At 69.5% G+C, this 16467-nt stretch carries 14 protein-coding genes and 1 pseudogene; 7 read left to right on the forward strand and 8 right to left on the reverse strand.

The genetic code is table 11. The annotated features are described in order from the left end of the window. Nucleotides 1-9 precede the first annotated feature (9 nt). The 6 genes from PLJ28_RS07260 (at nt 10) to PLJ28_RS07285 (ending at nt 5035) form a co-directional block, all read left to right on the forward strand. Nucleotides 10-1089: a sensor histidine kinase gene (locus PLJ28_RS07260; RefSeq protein ID WP_324590009.1), complete on the forward strand. Its 1080-nt coding sequence runs from the start codon at nt 10-12 to the stop codon at nt 1087-1089. Between the two features lie 380 nt (nt 1090-1469). Next, nucleotides 1470-1913, forward strand: coding sequence for a hypothetical protein (locus PLJ28_RS07265; RefSeq protein WP_183525150.1), 444 nt, complete (start codon nt 1470-1472; stop codon nt 1911-1913). 325 nt (nt 1914-2238) lie between these two features. Further along, nucleotides 2239-2649 (forward strand): four-helix bundle copper-binding protein, encoded by a 411-nt coding sequence (locus PLJ28_RS07270; protein ID WP_183525153.1) that lies wholly within the window; start codon nt 2239-2241, stop codon nt 2647-2649. Between the two features lie 136 nt (nt 2650-2785). Then, nucleotides 2786-3220, forward strand: coding sequence for a DUF302 domain-containing protein (locus tag PLJ28_RS07275; RefSeq protein WP_183525156.1), 435 nt, complete (start codon nt 2786-2788; stop codon nt 3218-3220). Nucleotides 3221-3251: 31 nt separating this feature from the next. After that, nucleotides 3252-3527, forward strand: a complete 276-nt coding sequence (locus tag PLJ28_RS07280; protein WP_183525159.1) for an SHOCT domain-containing protein — start codon at nt 3252-3254, stop codon at nt 3525-3527. Beyond that, nucleotides 3524-5035, forward strand: coding sequence for a multicopper oxidase family protein (locus PLJ28_RS07285; protein ID WP_324590007.1), 1512 nt, complete (start codon nt 3524-3526; stop codon nt 5033-5035). Before PLJ28_RS07280 ends, PLJ28_RS07285 begins: the two co-directional genes overlap by 4 nt. Nucleotides 5036-5097: 62 nt before the next feature. Here PLJ28_RS07285 and PLJ28_RS07290 read toward each other — a convergent pair whose 3' ends face one another. From PLJ28_RS07290 to PLJ28_RS07315, 7 genes and pseudogenes are all read right to left on the reverse strand, one after another. Beyond that, nucleotides 5098-5763 (reverse strand): DUF305 domain-containing protein, encoded by a 666-nt coding sequence (locus PLJ28_RS07290; RefSeq protein ID WP_183525166.1) that lies wholly within the window; start codon nt 5761-5763, stop codon nt 5098-5100. A gap of 32 nt (nt 5764-5795) precedes the next feature. Beyond that, on the reverse strand, nt 5796-7820 hold the full coding sequence (locus PLJ28_RS07295) for a copper-translocating P-type ATPase (RefSeq protein ID WP_221243528.1): 2025 nt from the start codon (nt 7818-7820) through the stop codon (nt 5796-5798). Nucleotides 7821-8098: 278 nt separating this feature from the next. After that, nucleotides 8099-9340, reverse strand: coding sequence for a sensor histidine kinase (locus PLJ28_RS07300; protein ID WP_298044312.1), 1242 nt, complete (start codon nt 9338-9340; stop codon nt 8099-8101). Continuing rightward, nucleotides 9337-9738: a winged helix-turn-helix domain-containing protein gene (locus PLJ28_RS15980; RefSeq protein ID WP_366134262.1), complete on the reverse strand. Its 402-nt coding sequence runs from the start codon at nt 9736-9738 to the stop codon at nt 9337-9339. Before PLJ28_RS15980 ends, PLJ28_RS07300 begins: the two co-directional genes overlap by 4 nt. After that, nucleotides 9739-10106, reverse strand: a pseudogene (locus PLJ28_RS15985) (response regulator); the annotation flags it as partial. Between the two features lie 149 nt (nt 10107-10255). Continuing rightward, a complete protein-coding gene (locus PLJ28_RS07310; RefSeq protein WP_183525172.1) occupies nt 10256-11662 on the reverse strand; it encodes a ferredoxin reductase in 1407 nt (468 codons plus the stop codon). After that, entirely contained in the window at nt 11659-12963 is a 1305-nt protein-coding gene (locus PLJ28_RS07315; protein WP_183525175.1) for an aromatic ring-hydroxylating oxygenase subunit alpha, read from the reverse strand. The genes PLJ28_RS07310 and PLJ28_RS07315 overlap by 4 nt, the downstream gene beginning before the upstream one ends. Before the next feature lie 155 nt (nt 12964-13118). Between PLJ28_RS07315 and PLJ28_RS07320 the strand changes: the two genes are divergently transcribed. Continuing rightward, nucleotides 13119-14051 (forward strand): LysR family transcriptional regulator, encoded by a 933-nt coding sequence (locus PLJ28_RS07320; RefSeq protein ID WP_324590008.1) that lies wholly within the window; start codon nt 13119-13121, stop codon nt 14049-14051. A 164-nt stretch (nt 14052-14215) separates the two neighbouring features. On the opposite strand, the gene PLJ28_RS07325 is transcribed toward PLJ28_RS07320, so the two are convergent. Next, nucleotides 14216-16240 carry a BCCT family transporter gene (locus PLJ28_RS07325; RefSeq protein ID WP_183525181.1) on the reverse strand — a complete coding sequence of 675 codons (2025 nt, stop codon included), beginning with the start codon at nt 16238-16240 and terminating at the stop codon, nt 14216-14218. Between the last annotated feature and the right edge of the window lie 227 nt (nt 16241-16467).

Genomic DNA, 16467 nt, shown 5'->3' on the forward strand with positions numbered 1-16467 from the left:
CCCTTGACGGTGCGGCTGATCCTGGCCCAGGTTGCGGTGCTGGCGATGGGTCTGGCGTTGGTGCTGTGGGCTGTGGTGGGTCTGGGGCCGTCCATGTTCCATGACGTGCTGGTGGCGAACCATCATGCCCATGAGGCCGAGATGGTCGGCCAGGTCCACATGCAGGAGGCGTTCCGGACGGTCAGTCTCAGCGGACTGCTCATCGGTGGCCTGCCGGCCCTGGGCATCGCGGTGGGGCTCAGCCTCTACCTGTACCGCACGATCGGCCGCTCCCTGACCCGTTTTTCCACCGCGGCCCGTCAGGTGGCCTCGGGTGACTATCGGGTGCAGCTGGGCCCGCCCCGGCTGGGACCCGAGTTCGACGCCCTGGCCTCCTCGTTCAACGACATGGCCGCCCGGCTCGAGGCGGTGGACTCCACGCGGCGCCAGATGCTGGCCGACCTGGCCCACGAGATGCGCACCCCGCTGGCCAGCATCAAGGTCCACGTCGAGGGCGTCGAGGACGGGGTGGTGGATTTCGACCAGGAGACCACCGGAGTCCTGTACTCCCAGATCGGCCGGCTGGAGCGCCTGGCCGGGGACATCCGGCAGCTCACCCGGGCCGAGGAAGGCCTGGTGGACCTGCGTCTCGCCAGACAGCACCCGGCCACGGTGATCGCCGAGGCCCTTGCTGCCGTCCAGCAGCAGGCCGCCGCCCGGGACATCACCCTGGCCACCGAGTCCTCGGGCCCGGTGCCCGAGCCGGTGCCCATGGACCGCGGACGGATCGGCCAGGTGCTGGCCAATCTGCTGGCCAACGCCCTGCGCCACACGCCTGTCGGGGGCACGATCACCGTGCACACCCACGACGCCCCCGAGGCGGTGACCATCGCCGTGACCGACACCGGGGAGGGCATCGCGCCGGAGGATCTCCCGCACGTGTTCAACCGGTTCTACCGGGCCCGCACGGGCCGGGAGGCCGGTCCCGGGTCCGGGCTGGGGCTGGCCATCAGTCGTGCCCTGGTGCAGGCCCACGGCGGCACCCTGCAGGCCCACAGTCCCGGCCCCGGGCAGGGCTCGAGCTTCACCCTGCAGCTACCCCGGACCTGACGGTCCGCTCATCCCCCGACGGTTCGGCCCCGGGAGACCGGCCCAGCGCTCCCACCAGCGGGGCACGTCCGGCCGGGAGGTGCATCCCGGACGGGTGTCCGCATCGCCACGGGGCGTGTAGACGCCACATCCACCCGGGTCCTCTCCTCGGCAACCCCAGGGCACCGTGCTGCTGGGCCAGCCGGGCCAGCCGGGCCGCCCGGGGGGCCGCAGCCATCACACCGTCGGGTGACGCGGCCGGTGGAGGCACAGACGAGGGCCCGGTCGGCCAGGACGGAATGTCATCGAACCGTGAGACCGGCGTAAGCGTGGCTCAACGTCCGCCCCGGAGAGTGGAAGCACACCGCGAGCCCGGACTGTACCGACCCTGGAGAAGAGCCATGACGCCCGCCACCTGTCCGCAGCAAATGGAGACCGCACCGATGGTGGACCAACTCGTGGAGCTGGAAACCATCTGCGACCTGAAGGTCGCGCTCCGACATCTCGATGGTTTCCTCGTGTACCTCCGCGCGGACGTCGACGTCATCGCCGGGGGCGGCAGTCCGCATGACCCTCTCGTGGGTCGACCGGACGTAGGCCTCGCAGGGTCTGGCTCGGGGCGACTGGGGTTCGGCAGGTGGGCCGTAGAGGTGTACCTCACTGCAGGCCGCGAAGGAACCTCGATCACACTGCGCGCCCTCGGTCATGACGCGGCATGCCGCGCCGCCAACGGAAGGCGCTCGACCATCTTCCTGGCCAGAAGCGTCAAGACGATGGACATCCTCGCTCGTTTCCTTCGAGTCATGGATGAGGAGGCTCGGATGCAGCGGTTGGGCCGTCCGTGACAACACCCAGCCCCCCGGAGGGCTGAGTACGGCGACGGCAGGGGCACTGCGCGGGGTCGATCACGTCAACGCGGGTGAGGGCCTGGGCACCGGTGTCCGCCGCGCACCATGTCGTCGGACACTGTCGGGCGCTGTCGGACGCTGTCGGGCGATGGATCGGCGTGCGGTGAGAATCGTCAGGTGCTGCCCGGCTCGTGCGCCCAGCTTCATGGAACCTTCATGGACGAGTCCTTGAGGTGATCGATGCCCGGGACCTACGGTCGGACGTGTGGCGGGCTGGCGTTGACCGGTTCGTCGTTCATGGACATCACGGAAGGAACATGTCATGACCCATCACGTGAGCTCGATGCTTCAGACCTACCCGAAGGACCTGGGCACCATCGACCGGCAGAAGCTGGCCGAGTGCATCGAGGCCTGTTTCGAGTGCGCCCAGACGTGCACGGCGTGTGCCGATGCCTGCCTGGCCGAGGACATGGTCGCGGACCTGAGGCAGTGCATCCGGCTCAACCTGGACTGTGCCGATCTCTGCATCGTCACGGGCCGGGTGCTGTCGCGGCAGACCGGGACCAACGCGGAGACCGTCCGGGCCCTGCTCGAGGCCTGCCGCGCGGCGTGCAAGGGATGCGGGGACGAGTGCGCCTCCCACGGGAGCATGCACGAGCACTGCAGGGTCTGTGCCGAGGCCTGCCGTCGGTGCGAACAGGCCTGCGCGGACCTGCTGGCAACCCTCGGCTGACGGGACCGGGCGCCCGCGCAGGCCGGGCGGCCACCACGACGACGGGACCGGACAAGGCATGCGCGAACCGGCCGTGTCCCGCTGATTGACGGCCGGGCCACACCCCGCCGATCGTTATCACGAGAGGAATTGACCGATGACCTACACCCATGCCATCACCGTCGACCTGTCCTATCAGGACGCCGTCGAGCGCACTCGCGAGGCACTGTCCGAACAGGGCTTCGGCATCCTGACAGAGATCGACGTCCGGGCCACGTTCGAGAAGAAGCTGGGGGCCGAGGCCGCCGAGGCGGTCGGCGACTACGTGATCCTGGGTGCCTGCAACCCCGGTCTGGCCAGCAAGGCACTGGCGGCCGAACCGGAGATGGGTGCGCTCCTGCCGTGCAACGTGGTGGTCCGCCGAGCCGCCGGTGCGAGGGCGACCACGGTGGAGGCCATCGACCCACAGACCATGGTCACCCTGAGCGGGAGCGGTCCCGTCCAGGAGGTGGCCGACGACGCCGGCACCCGGTTGCGGTCGGTGCTGGAGTCCCTGCGCGCCCGCGACGGGGGCCTGCAGGGCACACCCTAGGGAACGGAACCACACGAGCGAGGAGAACGTCATGATGTGGGGCGACGGCATGGGCTGGGCGATGGGCTGGGCCTGGCTGTTCTGGATCCTGCTGATCGTCGGGGTAGTCGTGCTGGTGATCCTCCTCGTCCTGGTGCTGGTCCGCGGGGGCCCGGGCGCGGGCCGCCCGGACGGGCCGCGCACCCCGCCGGCCGGTGCGGCGACGTCCAGGGCCCGGGAGATCCTCGAGGAGCGCTACGCCCGCGGGGAGATCAGTGCCGAGGAGTTCCACGAACGCCGGCGCACCCTGGAGGGAGAGACGCCGTGAGCCAGCCCACCCGGCGGCAGGTGATCGGGTGGGGACTGGCCGGCGCCACGATGACCGCGGTCGGTGCCATCGGGCTGTGGCAGGGGCGCCGTCCCCAGGGCGCGCCTCGTTCTCCGCGGATCCGTCCGACGACGGACGGATCCGCCGCAGGGGACGGGACCGGTCCGGGGGCATGGGCCGAACCACAGGTGGTCGCCAGTGCCGACGGAGTGCTGGAGCTCGGCCTGGAGGCTGCACCGACCACCGTCACGATCGATGGCCGGTCCGCCAGCGTGTGGACCTTCAACGGTTCGCTCCCGGGCCCCACCGTGGAGGTCTCCGCCGGGGACACCCTGCGGATCCGCATGAGCAACCGCCTGGCCGGACCCACCAACCTCCACGTCCACGGCCTGCACGTCTCCCCCCGGGGAGCCGGCGACGACCCCTTCGTGACGATCGCCCCGGGGGAGGCCCACGACTACGAGTTCGTCCTGCCGGACGACCATCCGCCCGGAACCTATTGGTACCACCCGCACCACCACGGCCACGTGGCCGAGCAACTCGCGGCCGGCCTGTACGGGGTGATCATCGTCCGGGACACGCAACCGGTGCCGGTCACGCGCGAACGCGTCCTCGTGGTCTCCGACCCCCTGCTCACGGCCGACGGGGACCTCGCGGAGCCGTCGCCGAGGGAGCGGATGATGGGGCGGGAAGGCCGGCTGGTGCTGGTCAACGGCCAGGTGCGGCCGCGACTCGAGGCCGCACCGGGGGAGCGTGAGCGCTGGCGGATCGTCAATGCCTGCCCCTCCCGTTTCCTGCGCCTCAGGCTGGAGGGCCAGACGATGCTGCTGCTGGCCCGGGACCAGGGCCGGCTGCGCGAACCCGTGGAGACCTCGACGGTCGACCTGGCGCCGGGCAACCGGGCGGAGATTTTGGTCGAGGCCACCGAGGGCACCTCCACGCTCGTGGCCGCCCCCGTGGACCGCGGGGCGATGCCCGGGATGATGGGCGGGAGGCGTCCCGGGGGTGGCGGACCCCTGGAGCTGTTGCGCCTGGAGGTCGGCGGGAAACCGGTCGACCGGCGCGGTGCGGTGGAGGCGGTGCCGGAACCGCGGGACCTGCGGGGGGAAGACGTGGCCCGACGGCGCACCCTCGACTTCGCGATGGGCGGTATGGGAGGGGGGATGATGGGCAACGGTGCCATGATGTCCTTCACCATCAACGGCCAGGAGTTCGACGCCGAGCGCACCGACGTCAGCGTGCGCGCCGGAGATGTCGAGGAATGGACCCTGGTCAACTCCTCGCCCATGGATCACCCGGTCCACCTGCACGTCTGGCCCGTCCAGGTGATCGACGACGGCGACGGCGCGCAGGACGAGCCCCGCTGGGCCGACGTCGTGAACGTCCCGGCCTTCGGGCAGGTGAGGGTCCGCGTGGCCTTCGGGGACTTCACCGGCCGCACCGTGTTCCATTGCCACATCCTCGACCACGAGGACCTCGGCATGATGGGCACGATCGAGGTGGCCTGAACCCGTCGAGCCGCCTCTCCGGGATCCGCGCCCCGCCGCCGTCGGCCGGGGCGCGGACCGGATCAGAGGGAGTCGAGCATCGTGCGCATCTGCGCGATCTCCGCCTGCTGGGCGTCGATGACCTCCTGGGCCAGCGCCTGTGCCTGCGGGTTCTGGCCGGTCTCGACCTGCTCCCGTGCCATCTCCACGGCACCCTCGTGATGGGTGGTCATCTGTTCCAGGTACAGGCGGGCGGCCTCGGTGCCCTGGGCCTGATCCAGCCGGCGCATGTCCTCGTCGCTCATCATGCCGGTCATCCCGGAGCCTGTCCCCGCGCCATGGTCCATGCCCTCCACCTCGGCCTCTGAGGCTGCGCTGGCACCCCAGGTGTCGAGCATGGTGTGCATCCGGTCGATCTCCGGGCCCTGGGCGTCGATGACCTGTTGCGCGAACTCCGTCACCTCGGCCGGGATGTCGGTCTTGCCCAGCAGCATCTCGCTCATCTCCACGGCCTGCTGGTGGTGGGGGATCATCATCTGGGCGAACATGACGTCGGCGTCGTTGTGCTCTGCCGAGACCTCCCCGGTCGAACCCGAGGCGGTGCCGGTGGGGGTCGGTGAGGCCTCCGCCGCCGAGGTGGTCGGTGTCGAGGTGGTGCCCGTACCACCGCTGGTGTCGGTGCCGCCGCAGGCCGTCAGGGCCAGGGCCGCGGTCAGGGCCAGGCCGGTCAGGGTGGTGGTGCGCTTCATGGGAGTGGTTCTCCTTCGTGGTGGGGGGTGGGTCAGTGGGTGGCAGCCCGGACGGCCCGCCGGTCGGCGTGCCGGTCCTGGGCGCCGAGTGGGGCCAGATGGGCGGGGTCGAGGGTGATCCGGCGCAGCAGCTGGGCGTTGAGGGCCACCACGATGGTGGAGGCCGACATCAGGATCGCGCCGACCGCGGGGGAGAGCACGAACCCGAACGGGGCGAGCAGGCCGGCGGCCAGCGGGACGGAGATGACGTTGTAGCCGGCGGCCCAGACGAGGTTCTGGATCATCTTGCGATAGCTGGCGTGGGAGAGCTCGATCATCGACAGCACGGCACGGGGGTCGTTGCCGGCCAGGACGACGCCGGCCGATTCCATGGCCACGTCGGTCCCGGCGCCGATGGCGATGCCGACGTCGGCGCGGGCCAGGGCCGGGGCGTCGTTGACGCCGTCACCGACCATGGCCACGCTCAGTCCGCGGACCTGCAGGTCGGTGACCTTGGTGTCCTTGTCCTGGGGGAGGACCTCGGCGAAGACCTCGTCGATGCCCAGGTCCGCCCCCACGGCCCGGGCGACCTGGGTGGCGTCGCCCGTGATCATGGCCACCGTGACCCCCCGGTCCTGCAGCGCCTTCACGGCGGCCCGGGACTCCGGACGGACCTGGTCCTCCACGGCCAGGGCCCCGATGACCTCACCGTCGGCCACCACGTGCAGCACCCCGGCGCCGCGGTCAGTCCAGGACCGCGCGGTCTCGGCGATCTCCACGGGGGTGTCCACCCCGTACTCGCGCAGCATGTTCGGCCCACCGACGAGCACCTCCGCCCCGTCCACGATGGCGCGCACCCCGCGGCCACTGGCCGCGGTGAAGCCGGTACCGCGCAACCGCTGGGCGGAGGCCTCCGGGTGCGCGGTGGCGGCGGTGACGATGGCACGGGCGACCGGGTGCTCGCTGTCGGCCTCGGCCGCCGCGGCGACCGCCAGCAACCGCGCCTCGGAGACACCTGGCATCGGGGCGGTGCCGGTGACCGCGTGGGCACCCTCGGTCAGGGTGCCGGTCTTGTCGAAGAGCACCACGTCGATGGTGCGCATCCGTTCCAGGGCCAGCCGGTCCTTGATCAGCACCCCCGAGGCCGCCGCCTTCTCGGTGGAGATGGCGATGACCAGCGGGATGGCCAGGCCCAGGGCGTGCGGGCAGGCGATGACCAGCACGGTCACCGTCCGGGTCACGGCGTCGTCGGGACTGCCCAGCACGGTCCAGACGATGGCGGTGAGGATGCCCGCGACCAGGGCGAACCAGAACAGCAGGGCCGCCGCCCGGTCGGCGAGGGCCTGGGCGCGGGAGGAGGACTCCTGGGCGTCGGCCACCATCCGCTGGATACCGGCCAGGGCGGTGTCGGCTCCGATGGCCTCGACGCGGACCCGGACGGAGTTGTCGGTGGCCACGGTGCCGGCGACCACGGTCTCACCCTCACCGCGGGAGACCGCCTGGGACTCCCCGGTGATCATCGACTCGTCGAACTCCGCGGCCCCCTCCACGATCTGTCCATCGGCGGGGACTCGGGACCCGGAGCGGACCAGGACGGTGTCCCCGACCGACAGGTCGGCGATGGGCACCGTCACGGTGTCCCCGTCCACGATCTTCTCGGCCTCGTCCGGCAGCAGCGCGGCCAGGGCGTCCAATGCCGAGGAGGCCGCGCCCAGGGCGCGCATCTCCATCCAGTGTCCCAGCAGCATGATGGTCACCAGCAGGGCCAGCTCCCACCAGAAGTCCAGGTCGAACCCGCCGATCCCCAGGGTGGTCACCCAGGACGCCACGAAGGCGACCGTGATGGCCAGGGCGATCAGCAGCATCATCCCCGGTTGGTGGGAGCGCAGCTCGGTCAGCCCGCCCTTGAGGAACGGGGCGCCGCCGTAGATGAAGATCACCGTGCCCAGCACCGGAGCGATCCAGGCCGAACCCGGGAACTGGGGGAGGTGGTAGCCCAGCAGGTGGGCGACCATCGGGCTGAAGATCACCACCGGGATCGACAGGATCAGGGACCACCAGAAGCGGTGCTTGAACATGGCCACGCTGTGCCCGGCGTGCTGGCCGTGGGAGTGGACCTGGTGTTCCTCGTCCACTGCCGAATGCGGGAGCCCCTGCGGCATCGCCTGGCCATGGGTGTCGTGGCCCCCGTGACCGGCATGCTCTCCATGCCCGGTATGACCGGCGTGCTCGTCCGGGCCGTGGTGATGGGCGGGACTCATGGCGTTCCTTCCACTCGGCGGCGGACCAGCCGAGATGATGGGCGGTGGGTCGGACAGTGCGGACGGTGTCGCCGGAGACCGCGCGGCTGGCGGACTCAGCGACGGTGGGTCTCGGACTCCTTCCCGGGGTTGCCCCGCTGGTCACCCTGCGAGGCCTGACACGTCCGGTATATACCCCCCTGGGGTATGTTGCAAGGTGTGACGGTTCCTGGTTCGCCGCGGGTGGAATCGGCGGAGAGAGGCAGCGTGAGGGTGAAGGCGGCCCCGCGCCCGGTCCCGTCCGAACGGGCGGTCAGGGCGCCGCCATGGGCCTCGACCAGGGCCCGGGAGATGGCCAGGCCGACCCCGGAACCGCCGCGGTCACGGTCTCGGGCGGAGTCCCCCCGGTAGAAGCGCTCGAAGACGTGGGGCAATTGCTCGGCGGTGATGCCGTCCCCGGTGTCGGAGACGGTGATGCTCGCCCGGCCCGTGGAGTCCAGGTCCGTGCTCAGCACGACACGGCCGCCGGCCGGGGTGTGGCGCAGGGCATTGGCGAGCAGGTTGTCCAGTACCTGGCCTATCCGATCCCGGTCCGCGATGACGAACGCCTCATGTCGGACCTCGACGAGGAGATCGACCCCCTTGGCCACGAAGGCCTCGTGATGGGCCTCGGCGGCGGCGTGGGCCAGTGGCACGATCCCCCGGCGGGCACGGTCCAGGTCGAGGTGTCCCTCCTCGGCCCGGGAGACCTCGTGCATGTCCTCGACCAGTCGGGCCAACCGGGTCAGTTGGTCGGCCATCACCGTCCCCGTCGCCGTGTTCCACTCCGCGACCCCGTCGTGGAGGGCGTCGAGGTAGACGGCGAGCACGGACACGGGGGTGCGCATCTCGTGGGCCAGGTCCGAGATCAGGCGACGACGGGTCCGCTCGGTGCCGTCCAGCCGTTCGGCCATGGTGTTGAAGGCCGCAGAGACCGCATCGACCTCCACTCCGGCATCCGTGGACGGGACCCGCGTGCTGTAGTGACCGGCGGCCATCGAGGCCGCAGCGGAGGTGAGGGCGTCAAGGGGCCTGCGGATCCGGCGGGCGAACAACCAGGCCACCGCCGTGGCCAGGGCCAGGGCGGTGGCCAGGCCGGCGCCCAAGGCCCACAGGGTGGCGTCGCGATAGGCGTTCTCCACGTGCAGCACCTGGCTGGGATCAGGAGCCACGTCGGCGCGGAGCAGGTGGTCATGGAACACCGCGGGGCCGATGATCAGGGCGACCAGGACGGCCGCCAGGATACTGGCGGCCACCACGAGCAGTTGCGCGAGGAAGAACCGGGCCGCCAAGCCCCGGGCGCGATCGGGTCTGCTCACCGGTGCACCATCCGGTAACCCACCCCGCGCACGGTCTCGACGTAACGGTTCGGGTCGGCTCCGAGCTTGCGGCGCATGTTCCCCAGGTGCACGTCCACGATCCGCTCGTCCCCCACCCACGCCGGATCCCAGACCAGGTCGATCAGCGCCCGACGGGAGAGGGCCTCCCCGGGGCGGGTGGACAGGACCGCCAGCAGATCGAACTCGGTGCGGGTCAACCCCACCGGCCTCCCGCCCACGCGCACCTCGTGGGCCGCGAGATCCACGAGGAGGTCCCCGAAGGACCGCACCGCCTCCGGGTGGCCCAGGGTGGTACGGGGCCTGCGCAACACCACCGCCACCCGGGCGACCAGCTCCCGCACGCTGAAGGGCTTGGTCAGGTAGTCGTCGGCGCCCACCCCCAGGCCCTCCAGTTTGTCATGCTCCTGACCGCGAGCGGTCAGCATCACCACATAGCACTGGGAGAAGGCCCGCAACCGTCGGCACACCTCGATCCCGTCCATCCCGGGCAGGCCCAGTCCAGCACGACCACGTCGGGGTCCTGGGCCCGCACCGCCTCCAGGGCCTCCGGGCCGGAGTGGACGGTCGAGACGTCATGGCCGGCCCGCTGTAGATACGAGGCGACGATCTGCGCCAGGGCCTTCTCATCATCCACCACCAGAACTCGCCCCACGGCAGACTCAGCGACAGGGTTCACACCCTCAGTGTGCCTCGTCGTCCTTCCGTGACCGCCGCTGGAGCGGTGTGGAGCCCCGATCTTGTCCACACCTTCAAATCAGCCAGCAGGTTCTCGCGGGAGACGATGGACCCCCGCCTCGGTGTGCGGTAAGCGAATGATCCTGGGCGGCAGTGCCCCGCTCGTCCTCCTTCCGTGGACGATGGACGCGGTGGTCCGGCCTGGAGGTGCCGGAGGGATCAGGCGTCGATCACCAGGTCGGTCCGGGCGGTGGAGCAGCAGGGCAGGAACTTCCCTGCATCGATCTCTCGTTGACGGATCCCGCCCTGGTGGTTCATCTCGACCTCGCCGGAGAGCTTGACCACCTTGCAGGAGCCGCACATTCCCTCCTTGCAGTTCGCCCCGATCCTCACACCCGCACGCTGGGCCACCTCGAGGATGTGGTCGGCGGGGTCGATGCGCACATTGACCCCGGTGCGCATGAAGGACAGGGTGAGGCTTCCCGTGCCGACCGTGTCGAAGCCCGAGGCGTCGACGGTCTCGGCCTCCGTCTCCACATCGGGACCGCCGTCGGGACGTGAGGTCTCCGGGTCGGCGGCCTCCAGCGGCAGCCCTGCTGCCTCCAGGGTCCCCTCGGCGTCATAACCCGGCTCGTAGAGCTCGAACGCGGCGGGCTGGCTGTCGTAGTAGTCCTCGGCGGAATCGGCGATCTCCTCGGCGATCTCCTCGGCAATGTCCGCTGCCAGCGCGACCTCCGCCTGGTATTCAAGGAGCGTCTGGCGGTCTCCCGAGAAGAACTCCATGTGGATGGAGGTGTCGTCGACACCGACCTTCTTGAGGAGCTCAGCGGCGGTGTTGAGATAACCCTCTGGTCCGCAGGCATAGACCTGGCGGCCGTTGGCGTCGGGAGCGACCTCCTCGAGCATGGCCGACGACAGCCGTCCGGTGAGCCATTCCCAGCCCTCGGGCGTGTTGCGGTCGCCCAGGGACCAGAAGACCTTGATGCGCGGGTCCACGGAGGCGATGTAGGCCAGCTCCTGGTGGAAGGCATAACCGCCGGCCACCGCTCCGTGGTACAACACCACGACGTCGGCCTGCCCGGGCAGGGAGTGGATGGTCCGCACCATCGACATGATGGGGGTGATACCCGCGCCGGCGGCCAGCAGGAGATATCGTGCCCGCCGGTCGGCGTCAGGCAGGTGGAATGCCCCCACGGGGCCGAGCATCTCCAGGACGGTGCCGGGTCTGACGTTCTCGTGGACCCACGGTGACACGAGTCCCGTGGGGTCGCGCTTGACGGAGATGTCGAAGGTCCACGGTCGCGTGGGTGAGCTGGACAGCGAGTAGCTGCGGTCCGCAGGGTCCTGGTCCGCGCCGTTCACCGGAAAGGCGACGTTGACGTACTGGCCAGGACGGAACGCCAGCGGCGCCCCGTCGCAGCGGCGGAAGACGAAGGTCATCATGTCACCGGCCTCGGGAATGACCTCGACGCATTCGGCCATGAACTCCTGGGGATGCCAGGGGCCCAGGGCGCGGGCGGCGCCTGCGGGCCCCTCGGTGGTGGCCATCACCCGGTTCCACGGCATCTCCAGGCCGCGGATGCGCTGTGGTTCCACGGTGGCCGTTCCCGTGACGAGGTCGGTCATGCCAGGTGCTCCTGCACGCGCTGCACGTACCAGTTGATGAACGCCTCGACCTGGTACTCGCTCTTCATGTACGGTCCGGGCTGGTAGGCGGGGCTGCCGGCGCCCTGCTGGCACAGCTCCACGAACGCCTTGTCCTGCAGGTTGGTCTGCTTCCAGGTGTAGGTGAGTTTGTCCAGGTCGTAGTCGACGCCCTCCTCGGCGTCGTCAGCCACCAGCCAGGTGGTGCGGACCAGCGTCTGGTGCTCGTTGATGGGGAAGACACCGAACGTGATGACGTGGTCCCCGAGGAAGTGGAACCAGCTGTTGGGCTGCAGGTGCATCGAGCAGCGGCCCAGACGGAAGTCCCGCAAGTCCCCGAGCAGCTTCTTGGACAGCCGGCGGCCGTCGGGGGAGAAGGATTCGCCGTCACCGTCGAGCGATTCACGGGAGATGCGGATGCCCGCGATGCGCGTGTCCAGCTCCTCGACGACCTCGTACGGAAGACCGTAGCGGCGGCAACGCTCCTCGAGTGATGACTGTGCTTCCTTGTTGCGGTCCCACACCTCCTCGAGATGGGGCGGGATCAGGCCCTCCGTGAGGCCCCAGGTGGGAAAGAGGGAACAGGCGAGCTCCGGGTGACCGTCGCAGTGGTAGCACTCACGGTTGTTCTCCATGACGAGCTTCCAGTTGCCCTCTTCGACGATGTTCTGCTGGTAGGCGATCTTCGTCTTCGACAGGTCGTGCGGTGCGAGGTAGGGCTCGAAGATCTTCGAGGTGTCGTCGAAATCCGTCGGCGGCTCATCCGCGATGCAGACGAAGATGAGTCCGGCGACCACGCGGCTGTGGGCGCGCTTGAGGCCGAAGCAGCCCTTGTCGAACGTCGTTTCCCCCGGGGCCGAGGCATGGATGAGGTCGCCGTTGGGGGAGTAGGTCCAGGAGTGATAACCGCAGACCAGGTTTCCCGTGGTCCCCGCGGGGTCGGTCAGGACGCGGGCGCCGCGGTGGCGGCACACGTTGTGCAGGACGTTCACGCCGCCGTCGTCGTTGTGCAGCACGATCAGGGAGTAGGGACCGTAGTCCACGGTGACGTAGTCACCCGGTTCCGGGAGTTCGGCGATGCTGGCCGCGAAGATCCAGTGCCGTCCGAAGATGGCCTGCATGTCGATGCTGAAGATCGTCGGATCCGTGTAGAAGGGTGCGTCGAGGGAGTATCCGGCGCGCCGGAACTCGAACAATTCCGCGATCTCCGCCAACTGCTCGGCGGGCACGGAAGACGCGAGCTTTCCACGTGCTGTGGGGGACACGTTCACTGGAGCAGACATGTGGTTCCTCCCGGGAGGGTTCGGTGAGTGGGGGATCCGTCGGCACCCCGCTGGGGCGCAACCGGTGTGGTCGAGACGTCCTATATGTGAGATTAGGCACATCCGCTCTGCGGTAAAAGCGCAAGATCGTGGAGATAACCGTGCACAATATGTGCATGATCGATGCACGTCTCGTCACCCTCCGGGTGTTCGCCCGCTGTGGCACCATCGGCGCGACCGCGGAGCTCACGGGGTACTCCCCCTCCGCCGTCTCCGCGCAACTGAGGGGCCTCCAGCGCGAACTGGGAATGCAGCTGCTCACGAAGGACGGGCGAGGGGTGAGACTGACCGCCACGGGCCGGTTCCTCGTGACCGGTTCGGACACCCTGATCGCGGAGTGGGAGAGCCTGCGCACCGCGGCCATGCAGGCCGGTGACCAGATGCCGTCTCATTTCGGCCTCGGCGGATTCTCCTCGGCGGCCGCCCAGCTGCTGGCACCCCTGGCCGCCACCCTGCGCGCCTCACGCCCCCTGCTGGAGGTGCAGGTGCTCGAGGCCGACCCGGCCCGCTGCTTCGACCTGTTGGTCGCAGAGCGCATCGACCTGGCGGTCATCGTCGCCATGCAGTCCGACACCCATGCCGAGGACGATCCGCGCTTCGAGCAGACGGTCCTGCTGGACGATCCCCTGGACGTGATCATCCCCGCCGACCACCCGTTGGCATCGCGGGCCACGGTGACGCTCGAGGAGCTGGCGTCGGAACCGTGGATCACCGAGGCCGCCGGCTCCACCTACCATTCGCTGTTCACCGCGGCGTTCCGCGCCGTCGGCGTGACGCCGCGCATCGCCCATGAGGCCGTCGAGTGGGAGACCCAGATCGCCTTCGTCGGTGCGGGGCTGGGCGTGGGACTGCTGCCGCGACTGGCGCCGCTGCGAAGTGCCGAGAACGTCGTCCGGCTGCGCCTGACCGGCCGGGGTAAGCCTGCGCGCCGCATCGTCGCCGCGGCGCGCCGGGGCAGCATCACCTCACCGCTGATCCAGGAATCGCTCGGCATCCTCCGGGTCAGCGCCGATCGAATCCTCGCCGGTCGGCCGGCAGACGATCTCTGACACCGGGAGGCAGTTCGAACACCCGCCGGGCGGCGTGACCAGGGATGGAAGGGCGCGAGCGAGGACGAAGGCGTCGGCACCCGGTTACACAGCGAGTGGCTGGGCCCGCACCGGGCCCAGCCACCTGCCCTGGGGAAGGGCTCCAGCTCAGAAAGAGCCGCCTGCTAGCTGCTCCCGGGTTCCGCGCGCCGGGCCTCGACGATGGGCATGCTCCCCGAGGGAGTCGCTCCGAGACATGCCGACTCCGAGCACCGCTCGGCGCAGTCGTGCTTGGTGACGAGGTCGAACTGCGCACCACCGTGCTGTTCCACGCCCGTGCGTATGGCCCGCTCCACGACCGACGTGGCCAGGCGGCGCCTCAAGGAGAGGGGGTCCCGGCGCAGGTCCTTGGTGAGGGCGAAGCAGAGCAGCATCATGACGATGACGAACGGTAGCGCTGCCACGATGGTGATGCGTTGCAGCCCGGCCAGGGCTTCCGAGGGCTCATCACCGCCGGCCAGCAGCATGACCGCGGCCACGGCGCCGGTGAGGCAGCCCCAGAAGATGACCACTCCGCGGCGGGGGTGTTCGGCTCCGTTGGAGCTGAGCGAACCCATCACGATGGACGCCGCGTCGGCACCGGTGATGAAGAAGATGGCGACCAGGACCATGGCCAGGGCGATGACGGCAGTGGTGGCCCAGTCAGGCATGCTCAGGTTCTTGACGAGGTCGAAGAGTGCTCCGTCGAAGTTGACGGACGGTGCCCCGTCGACCATGGTCACCAGGCCGGGCGCACCCTCCTGGTCGGCCTCCTGCTGGACGTGGAAGGCGGCGCCGCCGAAGACGGCAAACCAGACCACGCTGACGACACTGGGCACAAGCAGCACTCCGGTGACGAACTGGCGGATGGTGCGGCCGCGGCTGATGCGGGCGATGAAGAGTCCGACGAACGGGGTCCAGGAGATCCACCACGCCCAGTAGAAGATGGTCCAGCTGGTCATCCAGCTGCGCAGCGACTCATCGCCGACCGCTTCCGTCCGGGACGACATCTCGGCCAGGTCGCGGGCGTAGTCGCCGATCGCGGAGGGGATCAGGTTGAGGATGAACAGTGTGGGGCCGGCGACGAAGACGATCAGCGCGAGGACGACGGCCAGGACCATGTTGATGTTGGAGAGCCACTGGATGCCGCGGCTGATGCCGGAGACGGCGGAAGCGACGAAGCACAGTGTCAGGACGGCCACGATCACCACGAGCACGGGCGTGCCGACGTCCCCGAACCAACCGTTGGAGGTCAGGCCGCTGCCGATCTGCAGGGCGCCCAGGCCCAGCGACGCGGCGGTCCCGAACAAGGTGGCGAAGATGGCCAGGATGTTGATGAACTTCCCGAGGGGACCCTCGACCCTCCGGACGCCGAAGAGTGAGGTGAAGGCGACGGAGATCAGTTGCCGGCGGCCCAGGCGGTAGGCGCCATAGGCCATGGCGATGCCGACCACCGCATACATGGCCCAGGGATGCAGGGTCCAGTGGAAGATCGAGGTCGCCATGGCGGTCTGGATGGCTTCGGGGGTCCGGCCGTCCACGGTGCCGGGCGGTGGGGAGACGTAGTGGTAGAGCGGTTCGGCCACCCCGTAGAACATCAGCCCGATGCCCATGCCCGCGGCGAACATCATGGCGACCCAGGACACCGTCCGGAACTCGGGTTTCTCGCCGTCCTTGCCCAGCGGGATGTTGCCGAACTTGCCCAGGGCCAGCCAGAGGACGAAGACCACGAAGAGCGAGGCCAGGAACATGAACAGCCATCCCGTGTACTCCATGACCCAGTTGAGAGCACCCGTGGACGTCTCGGACAGGCTGTCGCGTCCCACGAAGCCCCAGACGACGAAGGCGAGGGCGATGACGCCCGTGATGCCGAACGTGACCTTGTCGAGGGTGAGCCTGTGGTTCCGGCGCTCGGCCACTGCCTGCTCGGTCCTGGCATGACGCAGCTCTTCGAGGATCTGCTCGCACTCGACGTCCGACGGGGGGAGCCCACCCTCCTCCTCGTCCGGATCGAGGACAGGGAGGTCTGTGTCTGCCTCACTGGAGGCACTCATGGTTGCCTCGCTCTTCTCCCGGAGTGCTGGTTCCTCGGCACGAGGGACCTCCGCCAACGCATCGTCGGCACGCAACTCATCGGGTGTAGGGGATTGCTGGACGTTCCTGAAAGCCATGTGTGGGTCCTTTGCTCAGTGAGGCATGGTCCTGGCGGCTGCACATGGCCCGCGGGCGTCCCCCCGGACGGAGGGCCGGGGGCCTCGTTCGCTGTGCTGTTCATGCTGTTACCGTCGATGACCGGTTCGGGGGCACGAGGCGCGATGATCATGCGGCTCGCCGGGTCATTGCCTCTGGTCAGTCGAAGACGACGGTGCGGTTGCCGTCGAGCAGGACGCGGTGCTCG

The organism is Citricoccus sp., from assembly GCF_035445025.1.
Lineage (GTDB): Bacteria > Actinomycetota > Actinomycetes > Actinomycetales > Micrococcaceae > Citricoccus.